Origin of the sequence: Robiginitalea aurantiaca, from assembly GCF_030380815.1 — a bacterium.
Taxonomy (GTDB): Bacteria; Bacteroidota; Bacteroidia; order Flavobacteriales; family Flavobacteriaceae; genus Robiginitalea; species Robiginitalea aurantiaca.
Genome location: NZ_JAUDUY010000006.1, coordinates 1 through 14,950, shown reverse-complemented (window position 1 = coordinate 14,950; position 14,950 = coordinate 1). Strand labels below are relative to the sequence as shown.

Annotated in this window: 12 protein-coding genes and 1 pseudogene; 9 read left to right on the top strand and 4 right to left on the bottom strand. The window is 42.9% G+C overall.

From position 1 onward, the window contains the following. Positions 1–9 precede the first annotated feature (9 nt). The 8 genes and pseudogenes from QU605_RS11665 (at position 10) to QU605_RS11630 (ending at position 12,192) form a co-directional block, all read left to right on the top strand. Positions 10–2,799, top strand: a complete 2,790-nt coding sequence (locus QU605_RS11665; RefSeq protein ID WP_289725499.1) for a TonB-dependent receptor — start codon at positions 10–12, stop codon at positions 2,797–2,799. A gap of 8 nt (positions 2,800–2,807) precedes the next feature. Then, on the top strand, positions 2,808–4,082 hold the full coding sequence (locus tag QU605_RS11660) for a DUF4249 domain-containing protein (protein ID WP_289725498.1): 1,275 nt from the start codon (positions 2,808–2,810) through the stop codon (positions 4,080–4,082). A 98-nt stretch (positions 4,083–4,180) separates the two neighbouring features. Next, positions 4,181–5,398 carry a DUF4249 domain-containing protein gene (locus QU605_RS11655; RefSeq protein ID WP_289725497.1) on the top strand — a complete coding sequence of 406 codons (1,218 nt, stop codon included), beginning with the start codon at positions 4,181–4,183 and terminating at the stop codon, positions 5,396–5,398. Positions 5,399–5,403: 5 nt separating this feature from the next. Next, positions 5,404–7,185: a hypothetical protein gene (locus tag QU605_RS11650; RefSeq protein ID WP_289725496.1), complete on the top strand. Its 1,782-nt coding sequence runs from the start codon at positions 5,404–5,406 to the stop codon at positions 7,183–7,185. 283 nt (positions 7,186–7,468) lie between these two features. Continuing rightward, positions 7,469–8,305 (top strand): annotated as a pseudogene (locus tag QU605_RS11645) (YifB family Mg chelatase-like AAA ATPase); the annotation flags it as partial. A gap of 228 nt (positions 8,306–8,533) precedes the next feature. Further along, on the top strand, positions 8,534–10,297 hold the full coding sequence (locus QU605_RS11640) for a recombinase family protein (protein ID WP_289725495.1): 1,764 nt from the start codon (positions 8,534–8,536) through the stop codon (positions 10,295–10,297). A 322-nt stretch (positions 10,298–10,619) separates the two neighbouring features. Beyond that, positions 10,620–11,303 carry a hypothetical protein gene (locus QU605_RS11635; protein WP_289725494.1) on the top strand — a complete coding sequence of 228 codons (684 nt, stop codon included), beginning with the start codon at positions 10,620–10,622 and terminating at the stop codon, positions 11,301–11,303. A 40-nt stretch (positions 11,304–11,343) separates the two neighbouring features. After that, positions 11,344–12,192, top strand: coding sequence for an energy transducer TonB (locus QU605_RS11630; protein ID WP_289725493.1), 849 nt, complete (start codon positions 11,344–11,346; stop codon positions 12,190–12,192). A 13-nt stretch (positions 12,193–12,205) separates the two neighbouring features. On the opposite strand, the gene QU605_RS11625 is transcribed toward QU605_RS11630, so the two are convergent. The 4 genes from QU605_RS11625 to QU605_RS11610 all read right to left on the bottom strand — a co-directional run bounded on the left by QU605_RS11625 (position 12,206) and on the right by QU605_RS11610 (position 14,253). Then, positions 12,206–12,694 carry a thermonuclease family protein gene (locus QU605_RS11625; protein WP_289725492.1) on the bottom strand — a complete coding sequence of 163 codons (489 nt, stop codon included), beginning with the start codon at positions 12,692–12,694 and terminating at the stop codon, positions 12,206–12,208. A gap of 40 nt (positions 12,695–12,734) precedes the next feature. Then, entirely contained in the window at positions 12,735–13,493 is a 759-nt protein-coding gene (locus tag QU605_RS11620; RefSeq protein ID WP_289725491.1) for a DUF6090 family protein, read from the bottom strand. Positions 13,494–13,605: 112 nt separating this feature from the next. After that, on the bottom strand, positions 13,606–13,956 hold the full coding sequence (locus QU605_RS11615; RefSeq protein WP_289725490.1) for a hypothetical protein: 351 nt from the start codon (positions 13,954–13,956) through the stop codon (positions 13,606–13,608). An 18-nt stretch (positions 13,957–13,974) separates the two neighbouring features. Then, positions 13,975–14,253: a p24 family protein gene (locus QU605_RS11610; protein ID WP_289725489.1), complete on the bottom strand. Its 279-nt coding sequence runs from the start codon at positions 14,251–14,253 to the stop codon at positions 13,975–13,977. Between the two features lie 176 nt (positions 14,254–14,429). Between QU605_RS11610 and QU605_RS11605 the strand changes: the two genes are divergently transcribed. After that, entirely contained in the window at positions 14,430–14,876 is a 447-nt protein-coding gene (locus QU605_RS11605) for a hypothetical protein (RefSeq protein ID WP_289725488.1), read from the top strand. The last annotated feature ends 74 nt before the right edge of the window (positions 14,877–14,950 follow it).

Sequence of the window (14,950 nt, the reverse complement as noted above, 5' to 3'; positions counted from 1 at the left end):
TTGCTAAATATGCTTCTTAAATTCCGTTTCTTTCTTCTCTTAAGCTTGCTATCCTTCGGCGTGTATGCTCAGCAGACCCCGGAGCGCATTCAAATACAGTTTGAAGACCTGACCATTCCTGAGGTTCTGCAAAAATTTAAACAGCAATCCTCCTATCAGTTGTACTTTCTGCCGCAGTGGTTTGGAGATGAGACAATTTCGGGAAATTTTGAGGACATAACACCTGAAGCCTTTCTAAGCGAAGTGCTTAAGGAGACGCCTATTACATTTTATCGTTACAATGAACAGATTTTCGTGCTCAACAGGAATAATCAGATTTACGATGCTTTGCCAAATGGGTTTTTCGGAAGATCACAGGATTCACTTCCGGGCGCAGGACAGCCTGTAACGGAACGAAGCGGAAGGGCTCCGGTCCCTGTTTTTGTTAATCAGGAAGAATTGGCTTCAAAGCCCGCTCAGGTAGAAACGGTTCGGATTGGGAAACAGGACGCTTCCACCCAGGGTAGCACATTTGTGCTCTCAGGATATGTACGCGAACGCGAAAGTGGACGACCCATTGCAGACCTCGTTATTCTCGACAGAACAAACGGGGCGGGTAGTGCCACTGACGAAAACGGGTATTATGAATTACGTTTACCCGCCGGCCTCAATGTTCTCGAAGCCCGATCGGTAGGGAAGGAAAGTACCGTGAAGCAGGTCATCATCTACAATAATGGAACCTTTGACTGGTTTATCGAGGAAGGGGTTGAACAGCTGGAAGAGGTCATTGTCCAGGCGGAACAAGAGCGCAATGTGCAGGCCGTCATAGCCGGTACTGAAATCATAAATGCTGAAGAGAGCAAGGACATACCCCTTGTGCTCGGGGAGCGGAATCTTTTTGATGTTGCTGCGAGCCTTCCGGGGATTTCAAGGGCAGGTGAGGGCGCTGTTGGCCTGAATGTAAGGGGAGGGAGAACGGACCAGAATATGTTTCTCCTCAACGAGGCAGTGGTGTATAACCCAACGCATTTTTTCGGCATTTTTCAGGCATTGAATCCGTTCGTGACCCAGCAGGTGGAAATCTATAAAGGCGTGATCCCGGTTGAATTCGGAGGGCGACTTTCTTCTGTTTTCGATATTTCAACCAAGGACGGAAGTACAGATAAGATCAAAGGGGAGGGTTCTATTGGGCCCATTACAGCAAATCTCGCTTTAGAGCTTCCGGTGCGAAAGGGCAAATCTTCTCTTGTTGTTGGAGGTCGGGGTGCCTATTCGGATTGGGTCCTCAGGGCCCTGGACGATGAGCAGTTGGCCAACAGTACCGCCTCTTTTTACGATGTTGTAGCCACCTATACGGATCGGTTAAATGAAAACAACCGCCTGAAGGCTACCGGGTACTATAGCAATGATCGGTTCAGCCTGACCGCAGATTCTACCTTCACCTATTCAAATCGGGCAGCATCAGTGGTTTGGGACCACAAGTTCAGCGAACGCAACAACGCTACGTTTTCCCTCGCAAACAGCCGCTATGCCTTTGATATTGGGTACGACGCCAACTCCAATACCAATTTTAACCTGGGATATTCCGTTGAGGAAACGGAACTGAAAGGCTTTAACCGGTTTCGCATCAACGAATCACACCGCCTGACCTTTGGCCTGGCAGGAAAGTTTTACCGGGTAAGTCCGGGGACCCTCAATCCTGCAGGGTCGAACTCAGATGTTGTTCCTCAGGAACTGGCCCGGGAACAAGGTATTGAAGGGGGCGTGTTTATCTCTGACGACTGGGATGTGACAGACAGACTGAGTATTAATGCGGGGGTTCGGCTCTCGGTATTTGCCGCTACCGGGCCTTCAGAACAAAAAGTCTATGCCCCGGGACAGCCCCGGAATGAGGGCACGGTAATCGATACCCTGAATTATGGAAGCGGAGAGACGATCAAAACCTACGGAGGTCCTGAAGTGCGATTCTCCACCCGCTATCTGATCACTCCGGAATTTTCGGTTAAGGCAGGTTTTAGCAATATGTATCAGTACATTCACACGCTTTCCAATACCACGACGGTTTCCCCGATCGATACCTGGAAACTGAGCGATTTAAACATCCGGCCGCAGACCTCCCAGCAGGTCACCCTGGGGTTTTTCAGGAATTTGGAGGAGGGTGCCCTGGAATTGAGCGTTGAAGGATTCTACAAATGGGCCCAGGATGTCCTGGACTTTAAGACCGGTGCCCAAATATTGCTCAACGACGCCATAGAAACCGAAGTGATTCAGGGGGACGGAAAGGCATACGGGGTTGAGTTCCTCCTTAAGAAAACCCAGGGCAGGCTCAATGGGTGGCTGGGTTATACCTATTCAAGATCCCTGATACGATACGACAGTCAATTCCCCGAGGAACGGATCAACGACGGGGAATTTTTCCCTTCCAATTACGACCGGCCTCATGACGTCAGCCTGATTGCGAATTATAAGTTTACCAAGCGCTACAGCGCCTCTATGAATTTCTCCTATCAGACGGGAAGACCCATTACCTATCCCATCGGACAATTTAATTTTAATAATTCGGATTACGTTTTCTACAGCGACCGGAATGCCTTTAGGATTCCCGATTATATCCGATTGGATTTAGGGATCAACATTGAGGGAAATCACAAGAAGAATAAACTCGCCCACAGTTTCTGGACCATATCGGTTTACAACGTGTTGGGCAGGAACAACCCCTATTCCTTGTTTTTTGTTTCGGAGAATGGAGAGGTTAAGGCATTGCAGAGTTCCATTTTTGCGATCCCGGTGCCTTCGATCACATATAATTTCAAATTCTGACCCCGATAATGAAGTTGCCGTATATCATAAGATACTTGCTGACTGCCATTTTCGCCATGGGCAGTCTCATGGGATGTATTGATTCCTTTGAAGCAGAAACATCAGATTCGGGCAATATTTTGGTGATCGATGCGCGTATAACGAATCATGAAAGCACTCAAGTGGTGTTTTTGTCACGTACGGTCGCTTTTGGAACAGACACACTCTATACGGTTTCCGGAGCCAGTGTCTTCCTGGAATCGGAATCGGGACCGCAGTATGAGTTTCAGGAACACGAAGCGGGGGAATATCGTTCAAGCCAGGTCCTCGGACTTACAGGAGGTTCGCGGTATCGTCTTGCGGTCCGGACAACCGACGGAAGGGAGTACTACTCGAGTTTTGAGCGCATGCCGGATCAGATACCGATATCCGAAGTTAAAATAGTGCGGGACATTAACGGATTGCAGCAGGAGGGGGTGAGTGTTTTAGTCAGCAATCAGGGCAGGTCAGAAAACTCGGGCGCCTATCGCTATGCGTATGAAGAGACGTATAAGGTTGTACCTCCTTTTTACAATCCCTTTGAGTGGGGTGAAGTGGACTATACCTTTGATGATGGAGATGGTTGGGGAGTTGCCGTTGAGCCCCGAGCAGTTGACGTCAGTATCTGCTATGCGACCAATGAATCAACGGATATTATCTTGGCCAATACCGCCAATTTGGGAGAAAATAGGATTGTTAATTTTCCAATTCGGTTTATCGGAAAGGATAACTATATAATTGCGCATAGATACAGCATTTTGGTCCGTCAGTTTCATCAAAGTCCTGAGGCCCATTCTTTTTATAGTACCCTCGAAGATTTTTCGAGTTCAGAGAGCATTTTTAATACCATTCAGCCTGGTTTTCTGGAAGGGAACATGCGGGCGGCTGATGGCGGTATGGTGGTAGGATACTTTGAACTGAGTTCATACAGTGAGCAGCGGGTGTTCTTTTCCTATGAAGATTTATTCCCCGGCGAGGATTTACCCCCCTATCTCACGAATTGCGCCACCGGTGCGCCACCACTTTATCCCGAAGGCTTCCACATCGGTCCGGACGGGGTCCTCGATGGGGTTACCGGATCCCCGCTTTTAGATGCGATTCAGGCGAACCTGATTGCCTACCATGCAGAGAATGAAGATTTTGAGGATTATATTGAACGTGAAGGTCGCCTCGGTGGTGCAGCGCCATACCTGACCAAACCGCTGTCATGTGTGGATTGTACGGCCGTTGGAAGTACAGAAATTCCTGAATTTTGGATCGAATGAAATCGAATTTTAAACATAGTATTAAGCACCTTTTAAGGCGTCAATCGGGTACCTGCTTTCGCAGATTTCCCCTTGTAAGCGTGTCGACCACTGCCTTTATGTTATCAATTTTTCAGTCTCTTTTTATCTCCTGTGTGGAATCCGTGGATCTGGAAGAGCAGGATACGCCTTCATTGCTTGTGATTGAAGCTTCCCTGACTGATGAAATGAAGACCCAGCAAGTGCGCCTGACCCGGAGTTTTGGGTTTGAAACCGATAGTGTACCTGTTGAAACAAGGGCAGAGGTTTCCATTCTCACAGATGTGGGTGAAGCCTATACTTTCTCACATACGGGGGATGGGGTGTATAGTTCTACCCAGCAGTTTGCTATAGTGCCGGATCGGACTTATGAGCTTATGATTACCACTCCGGAGGGCACAATGTACCGTTCAACCCCTGAAAAACTGCCCGGAATTGCAAGTATTGATAACCTCTATGCGGAACGGGATCGAAATTCGATTGGAACTGATGGGGTATTCGTGTATTTGGATGGGACACCCCAAACCAATGACGCTCAATACTATAGGTACGAATATGAGGAAACCTATAAAGTAATCGCCCCGGAATGGACACCACGGGACTTTTTGCTTACCGATTACGATCCGTGTCCCGTCCCCATACAGTACAACCTTGAGATTGTTCCCAGGACCGAAGAGCAACAAACCTGTTATAAGACGGTTCCCTCGACCCGTGTTTTACAAAATGATGTAACCACGCTCGCCGATCCTGCAATACTGAAGTATCCTGTGCGCTTTCTTGGGGCTACCGATTTTATGATTCGCCACAGGTACAGCATACTGGTCAGGCAATTTGTTCAATCTGCTGAGGCATTCTCATATTTTCAGAGCCTGAATGATTTTTCAGCAACAGAATCTGTTTTTAACAGCGTACAACCTGGATTTCTTACGGGTAATATTCAAGCCGTAAATCGGGATGAGGCCCCGGTTATCGGCTTTTTTGAAGTAACGTCTGTTCAGGAAGCGCGTCTCTTTTTTAATTTCGAAGATATTTTTCCGGAGTTGGAGCAGCCTCCGTATATTACAAATTGCGTTCCCACCTCTTCTCCGGAAGCCCATCCTTCATTCTGCGCACCAATGCCCCCTAGCACTTGTCCACAGTCTATTGTAGAACTCGTAAACCTGGGGCTTATTGCATATATTTCACCTAATGATGAAGGTTTGGGTACCTGTCCGGGGACCTATGCCTATGTAAAAAGGGAATGCGGAGATTGTACGGTGTTGGGGAGTAATATAGTACCTGAATTTTGGATTGAATAAACAATATGAATACATACCTCAAAAATATCAGTCTTTGTCTTACCCTGTTTACCAGCCTTATTCTAAGTGCCCAGGTGCGTATATCCAGTGAACAGGAATTAGCACTCTTGCGTGAAACGCCCATGGAAGCTATATACATGCACACTTCTGGTAATGTATTCATGCCAGGGGAATACCTGTATTACAGCACCTATTGTTTTAATACCCAAACCTATAAGCTCAGCGAATTGAGTGAAGTGGCTTATGTGCAACTCCTCAATGAGGACAATGCGGTGATGTTCACAAAAAAAATCGATGTGGAAGATGGCAGGGGTTATGGGGATTATTTCTTCCCTACAGATATGCCCTCAGGAAATTATAAGCTGGTCGCTTATACCCATTGGATGAAAAATGCAGGTATTTCACAATATTTTCTTTCTGACCTCACATTTATCAATCCATATCGGGCAGATCAGAATGTGTTTCTGAACCCGGGGGATAACAGGGAGCGAACAAACGTTGAAAGTTCTGAGGTCACTGCCAGGGATTCGGGCACCGGGTCCCGGGATCTGGGTTTGGAAGTCGATAAACCGTCCTATGCAATGGGAGAAGCCGTCACGCTGCGGATAAAGAATTTCAGAGGGGCTCGCGGCTATGGGACGTATTCCCTTTCGGTCCGCAAAACAGATGAGCTCCCGGGGCCCGGGCCGGTAACCGCAGAGAAATACGGGAATGCCTACGCCGGGCTTCTCAAACGCATACCCCAGGGCGTTAATGACATCCTCGCGGTTCCCGAACAGCGGGGAGAACTGATCTCGGGCCGTATCTCAAGCCCGGCAGGAGAAGCGCTACCCGATCGGACTATAGCGGTATCGCTTCCGGGATCGGATTTTCAAGTGAAAAAAGTCCGTACCGATGAGGAGGGTAAGTTTTATACCTATCTGACCCGGGCCTATAATGAAAGGACGGGAATGGCGGAGGTATTGTCACCAGGGCTCGAGGAGGCCGATGTGCAATTTGAATGGTATTCCCCCTATAAATTTGAGGGTGAACTTTCAGATTTCTTTCAGTTTGAACTCAAACGGGATATGGCGGAAGTGATCCGGAACAGGAGTATTCACAATCAGATCGAAAACAACTACTTCGAAGTTAAGCCGGACACCCTGATTTTTAATAGAACTTCTGATCCTTTTGAAGGCGAATTGCCGCAGGTCTATGAACTGGAGGATTACACGCGATTCAAGACCCTCAGGGAAACCATTATCGAATACATAGAGTATGTATGGATCAAAAAGGATGATGACGGAACCGATACGTTTTATGTCCGGGAGCCTATGTCCCGCGAAGGAACGTATTACACCACAGACCCTCCTTTGGTCGTAGTTGATGGGATACTCGTGCCGAATCACAAAGCACTTCTTGGCTATGATGCCCGAAAGATCAAAACCATAAAAGTGCTTCGTAACAAATATCAGCTGGGAGGACAGAATTATCAGGGTCTGGTAGCGATTGAAACCATCGATAATGCCTATCTGGAGAATTGGGATTCAGCCTATGGTTCCCGTTTTTCTTTTCTTCCGACCAGTCCGCGTAAAAATTATTTTCGACAGGCAACTCCTTCAGAGAATATACCGGATTTTAGGTATCAATTGCTTTGGGAACCTACCCTTGCCTTAAATGGGGTAGCTCAAACCTATTCTTTTTTAACTTCCTCCGTGCCAGGTACTTATGAGGTGCGACTGGAAGGGTTTACCACCTTTGGAAAGCCGATTTCTTTGCATACCACGTTTGTGGTGGCCTCCGAATAACCTTCACGCGATATTCAATTACGGATTTGGGGAATTTTCCAGGTAAGCCGGGGGCGGTAAGCATTACTCGGAAGATGGCTTTTTGAAGTCCATAGTAAACGACCAATGTTTACAACTTTTGACCGTAGGAGCTATCGCTTCTAAAACATCATAAAGGGCTCAATGCGCTGTGATATAGTATTTTATGATAACTATAATACCTGCTACGGGCTCAAGAGGTGAAGGCAGAAACTGCAAGGTAATTTCACCCCAGGGCAGTATACTGTCCAACCGAAACAAATTCATGCTATCGAAAATCTACGGCAGCGCACTTTATGGAATTGAAGCAGTTCCCGTAACCATTGAGGTAAACATCGATAAAGGGGTGGGGTATCATCTGGTTGGCCTCCCGGATAACGCAATAAGGGAGAGCAACTATCGCATTGCTTCAGCCCTGCAGCATATTGGATATCGCATTCCGGGGAAGAAGATTATCATCAATCTCGCCCCAGCCGACCTGAGAAAGGAAGGGGCTTCCTATGATCTCCCACTGGCTCTCGGTATTTTGGAGGCCTCAGGTCAATTGGTATCCGATCTCCTGCCCGAATATATGATTATGGGGGAACTTTCACTCGACGGAAACCTGCAACCGATCAAAGGAGCCCTGCCCATCGCCCTGGCGGCCCGGAAAGCCGGGTTGAAGGGAATCGTACTTCCCATAAGTAACACCCCAGAGGCCGGAGTCGTCCAGGATCTGGACGTTCGGGGGGCCGAAAGCCTCCTCCAGGTGATTGAATTTTTTAGGGGTACCCTTGAGCTGGCGCCCCAAAAAGATACAGACCGCCAAGATAATGGGGGATCAGCGAAGGCTATTCCGGATTTCAGTGATGTCCGCGGACAGGAAACGGTTAAGCGCTGTATGGAAATTGCGGCCTCCGGGGGGCATAACCTGATTTTGATTGGTCCCCCAGGGTCGGGTAAGACGATGCTTGCCCGGCGATTGCCCGGAATCCTGCCGCCGATGAATGTGGAGGAAGCGCTGGAAACCACAAAAATACACAGTGTGGCAGGGGGTACACATCGACCGGGTCTGATGCGGTTGCGTCCCTTCCGTAGTCCCCATCATTCGATTTCAGATGTCTTATAGGTATATCTGTGGGTACATTAATATTTTCATTACCTTACATGATATAAAGATCGCCAAATGTTCAGCTTGTTAGAAACGGAGTTATTAACGTTTTTCAACCGACAGAAACACCAAGCCATAGCAAACCTTTTAGGCGACTTTATTTGCCATTCCTTGGCATTATGATAAAGAAAAGAGATAGATCATTAGAGGGGCTTTAAATTGCCTTAAAACAAATAAATTATGCTTGCAGTATATGTTAGAATTAGCGTAGACCGATCCAATGAGGTTTCAACTGAGGTTCAGCGAGAACATGGTGAGCAGTTTGCCGAAAAATTAGGCTTAAAAGCAAAAGTCTATGAAGATATAGGCGTTTCTGGTGGTGCTGAGATTGAAGATAGACCAGAATTTCAAAGGATGATTCAAGATCTGGACAAAAGAGATTCTGAGCTTACTGCGGTCTGGGCGTATGACGATTCCAGGTTATACCGTAGTTCACGAACAAAAGAAACATTTCTTTTCCTAATTGCTTCTCGTTCCGCAAAACACAAAAAGGCAGGAAAGGAGGAAATAAAAATCTACTTCAATGGTAAAGAATTTGATTGGAGTAGTCCACAAGAGAAGATGATTCATAGCATCGTTACTAGTGTCAATGAGTTCTATATAGATCAGACGAGTGAGAAGATTGCACACTCATTAAGAAAGATCGTGGGACAAGGTAAAACCAGAGGAGTTATGCCCTATGGCTATACTAAAGACGAAGCTGGCTACATGGTTATTGATCCTGAGGAGTCAGAAGTAGTAAAGCGGATTTACAAACTCTCTTTGGAAGGCAAAGGATTCCGTAAGATCGCTGAAATTTTAAACGACGAAGAAATACCTACTCGATACCAAAAGATCGCAGAGAAGAGTGGAAAGACCGCTTATAGGGCATTTGACAATGTTAGAAAAACATATAAATATAAAAACATTTCAGAGCTGAAATGGAGAGAGAAAACGGTATTGGATATAGTTAAAAATCCACTTTATAAAGGAGAGCGGAAATTCTCTGGTGAAACCTACGAAGCTCCTGCCATATTTGAGTCTAATTACTGGCAGAAAGTGAATGATAACATAAAGAATAATAGGAACACTACACATGGTAATGCCAAGAGATATAATCACCTCATGCGTGGTATGCTTGTTTGTGGAAGGTGTGGAAGAAACTATCATGGCAGAGTGAATAAGAGCGATAATTTCTATATGTGTACGAGTAAGCGTTACCCCAAAGAAAATTGTGGTAATCGTTCAATTAATAGACCATTTATTGAGGAATTTGTTTGGCTGAAATTCTTCCGTTCTGGTGAGTTTGAAAAGCACATTGAGGACTATTTCGAGGACATCAGCGACAAATCAAATTTGACGGTTCTAAAGAAGAAAATTAAGAAGCTCAATAAAGACCTTGGCCAGATAGATAAAGACCGTCAGGAGTTGCGGAAATTTCTTGTACAAGGTGTCTTTACTAAATCTGAATACGAACAGGACAAGGCAGATTTAGATAAGAAGCAAAAGGAGGTTAAGGAACGTCTCAGTAAAGCCGAAGAGGAATTGAAAAGCGTGGTGTCCATTGATAAAGATAGGAGACAGATAAAACGAGACCTAAAGAGTATGGCGAAGAAACTTACGTTTGAAGAAAAACAAACGTTTGTTGCCAAGTATCTCGATTATATTGAAGTGGATTTTCTGAATGATGTTTACTTTTTAAAATTACATTTTAAGCAGTCCAATATGAGACCAGAATTATACTATATAGAAAAAGATTATTCGATAGGTTTCAATATTACACAACAACCTCTTGAGCGACCAGAAGGCGTTAATGATTTTCCGTCGGAAACTATGATAATTAATAGACTGGCTTCGTCAATTCTTAAATTATTAAAAGAAGGCAAAAAGTCTAAGGCGGATCTCATTAGCTTTGATTATTACTCACTTGCTAGGAAGCATTATATGGAGGCCAAGTCAGAATGATCCGTACAAATAGACTCTTTTTTTATCTGTAGTCTGAACCCACAAAGGTTTATATTGTTAAGGCCCCACCAATAATTTATTATCTCTGACTTCACTTAATCTAAGAACTCTGTATTTCACCGTATGTATCAGTATATCAAGCTCTTAAAATATGTTAAATATGACTATTGTCACTTTTCAATATTGCGTTTTGATCTATGTTTGCCCGCTGAAATATTAAGTAAGCATGAAAAGAAGTCCAAAAATTCTATTAACGGCATTTTTCATGTAAATCGGATAAACTAAAATTTAGAAAAGAATAGGCCAATTAAGACTAAAAGAAATGGATAAAAATTTGAAACAAATAGTGTGGATTTTAATGTTGCTAATATTTCCAGTAGCATCATATGCCCAAGAAGATGTAACAAAATTTCTTGATATTCCTGTTGATGGCTATAAGCCCGAAATGATTGAGAAATTGAAATCGAGAGGATTTACAAATAACAGTGAAGTTAGAGATATTTTGGATGGTGAATTTAATGGACATGATGTTAATATTTTCATTATAACGAACAATAATAAGGTTTGGCGAATTGCTGTTCAAGATAAATATCCCACAGATGAAACAAATATTAAAATCAGATTCAATAAACTAATTCAACAATTTTTGAATAACAAAAGGTATTCAACCCCATCTGACTCATTAATTTCGAAATTCATAATTCCTAAAGACGAGGACATTCAATATGAAATGAGTGTTAACAATAAACAATATCAAGCTTCATTCTTACAAAAAGCAATAAAATCTGATTCTTTAACCTATGAAATTGATAAGTTAATTGCGAAAGAAGGAAATAATGAAGAGGATTATGAAAAAGCTAATGATTTAATTCTGGAAAGGATGCAAGTTGAGTTGAATACCTTGAATAAGAATGTTTGGTTTATGATTAACGAGGATTATGGTGAATATCGCATCTTAATGTTCTATGATAATAAATTGAACAAAGCAAACGGAGAAGGTCTTTAGTAGTGTTAGACAATGATGGTCAGATTATAAATTAGTAAATATGAATAAAAGTCTGAAAATTCTATTTGTAGCATTCTTCGTTGCGCTTTCCACAAATGGACAGAATCTCTTCTTTATTGGTGAGAATAGTTTCCCTAGTACCGAAACTATCATTCTGTCATCCAACTCTTCGGGTGAAGAGGATCTGAATATTTCATTTGCAAAAGCGGAAAACAATGGACTAATTACTCTTGATAGGAAGGTCGATTTAGGTGAGTTCGGTGGTAAATTGATCATATACCTAAGTAACGGCAATGTCATTTCGTGTGATGAGGTTGAATTATCCGAAATTGTAGATGGTCGCGCTAGAGCAGTCTATTTTTTTACGAACGAACAATTAAATCAACTTAAAGGAAGTAATCTACTTAGAGTGCGTTATACACTAAAATATCTTGTAGAGAAGAATTATTCAGCGTCAAATAAGGATGCACAAACAGACAAAATAATCACAGCTTTTTTCGATAAGTCGTACAGAAGTAAGCAAATGGAAATGAAAGAGTCTTATGGTTCTGTGGAAGAGTCCAATAGTTCTTTAGTAGACCCGTATGTAAGTACTTACTATGGAAGCCCAGGAAGCGGTTCTGGTTCGGGGAGTTACGGACTGAGCGGTCGCAGCTTGGCCAGCAAAGAAGCTGTCCGACAGGAATGTAATGAAGAGGGTAGAGTAGTAGTTCAAATTGAAGTAGACCGCTCAGGCAAAGTCATCAAAGTAACGCCAGGAGTGCGAGGAACTACCAATAACAGTTCATGCCTTCTGGAATCTGCACGAAAGACGGCCTTAGGATACAGCTGGAACTCTGACGATAATGCTCCAGATCGTCAGATAGGTTTTGTAGTAGTCAACTTCTAAGTAAACACCTAGCCTAATCCCTCACGCCTCTTCTCCAATCCCAGGGTGGAATTGGCTTACTATCCTGCCAAAGACCAATCTTATTAGCTCTAGCCTTATCCTCCATTGCTTGCAGTCTCTCATCCTTGGAATACCTTCTGAAATGCCAGGCTAATCCAGCCTTTAGAAGCTCTTCATTAAGGCATTTGTCATCATAGTACACCCAACCAATAGAACGTCCATACCTGTCCTTAGAATCCACTACAACGCTTACCTGACGGCTGAATATCGCATCGGAAATGAACTTGGTGGCAACTGCTGAATAAGGCTGTTTACGTTCAGGACAATCAATGCTTGCTAATCTGACTTTGACGGTGGTTTTATTATCCAGCAGTAGGGTGAAAGTATCTCCGTCAGCTATGCCTACTACTTTGCCTTGAAGAGTGTCTTGTTCCTTTGTAGTTGTTGGGCGACAAGCGGTGGAACATAGCAGAAAAAAGAGGAGGCAGATTCTTAGTGTCATGGGGTTTGGTAGTAGGTTTGGAGAATAGTGTGTAGAAGCATTACTCCACCTTTTCAAGCCGTGTAATTAGATCAGTAGAAAGTGCTTCCAACTCCTTGAAATACAGATCATTTAAAAAATGATGCTTTGAGATGTACATCTCTGCGGTATGCACAATTTTCTTAAAAGCATCAGAAGAAGGATCGTTTAGGTATCCGTACTCTTCTTCAAATTCCAGGTCGGTATTCTTTAAGTAAGTTGGCATTACATAAAGGCCTGGAGCCTGATCAACCATATTACTCATTTCACCTACCGTGAAAGCATTAAATTCAGTGGTATGCTTTGCAGCCTTTTCGCACTCTCTGTAATATTCCAGTAGTAACGATTTTAATTCGCGATCGGTGATTAATTCCAGTCTGCCGGCATAAAGCATTTCGGAGTAGGTCGAATTTTGTATGGTCAGCATCTCTGAACTGTGAAATTCTCGAAATAAATCCCATAGAGAAACAGCTTCCTCCAGAGATTGCTGCTTTTCAAAAAGCTTCTTCAGAAATATTTTGCCTGCCGCCTCGGAGGAGTTTGCTTCTTCAATCCGTTTTCTGAAGTACGCATTATCAACTTTCAAGTCTTCACGAAGTCTGGACAGGAAGTTTAATTCGGCAATACGCTCCTGCCTTTCTTCATTCCAATTATCCACCTGCAAGGCAATCAAAATCCCAATCACTACCAACATTATCTCCCCAATGGCATACAGCAGGTATTTACTGAATTTATTATCAGTAAGGAGTCGTTGTCGTATTTGGCGGAAGAAGCGGAGCATAGTTTGGTTGGTTACTTGCTCAAATTACGAAAAAGAAGATAATGGTCAGAATACGCCTCCAGTTACTGATCCAAATTAGATTCTTCCCTGTTTGTATGAGTTTAAGGTATTTTTAATCAATGCTTAATTCATCTTTGATCAGTTCGTATGCCATGTACCAATCAACCTCGCAGCCTGGCACAGGATCAAATTTTTCGTACTTGGCAGAATTTCTTATTGCTCTTACGATGATCAGCTGAGCCTGTGTATCATAGTTGTATGCATCTGCAACTTCTTCTATCCACTTATACGAAATTGCTTGTCGATTTATCTCGGGCATTATATGATCCACATTGTGTGATATACACGAGAAAAGGTTAGGACTATTTTTTTTAATATCCAAAGCCTCATCACTTAAATAATTATTCTGTGCTGCAGTAGTTAGTGTGGTAAGTAGAACTATTAAAAATAGAAATCTCTTCATTCTATGATTTCTTTATGATTATACAATGGCTACCCCCAAGATGGATATAAAGAAAACAAATAATACCAGGATAATTGGAATTGCGATTAGCCACCAAACCATTTTATTGGTGTTGCTCCTTACTCTATCCATCATTTCTAGTTGTAACTTTTGCTGATAGATTATTTCCATCTGTATGTCTCTGTCAGACCAGTTTACTCTTTGACTTTCAAAGTATTCTTGCCTTTTTGATTTCTTTACTTGGTTTGTTGAAACAAGATCATTTACGGATCTTTCCTTTGAACCTCTTTGCTCCATATATGTCTTATTGTTAATTAGAATCATCAAAGATGCTTGATCGCGTATTAAGTTGCTATGATAATTGTCAGAGACATAAACAAGAAAGCGCATATAATCTCAGAGCTAACATGTGTCATAGTTATAACATTTTGTTGTCTGTATTTTAGCCAAGTATTAAAATGCCGATTTAAAGAATGAAGAAAATAGTATTGTTTTTTACCATTCTAATTATTCCAGTAATGGCTTTTGGTCAATGGACTTCAAGTTCAGGAGATAATAAGTTTGATGGAAAATATAGGAGCGCAATGGTGATTGGTAAAGGAAGTGAGTGGCCCTATAACAGACCCACCTTAGTGATTAATTTATTTGAATCAAGTACGCCAAATATTTACTTAACTAATATTGGTTACACAGGTTGCGGTTCAGCCGCAATCGAAATTACATTTGATAATACTGATAAAATATATACCTACAATTCTTATAGCAATTCAGATAATGATGCAGCATTTATTGATTATAATAATGAAGTTTCTCACTACAACAGCTTAAATCTATCAGATCTCCTGGATTTATTTAAAGAGAAGACCCGATTATACATAAGATATTCTAGTAGTTGTGGTTGTAGATACCCCAAAAATTAGGGCAGTAAGTTTAATGATTAAATTTACTGTAAATGACACGAAGAAAATTTACCTCGAAGTTCAAGACCAAAGTG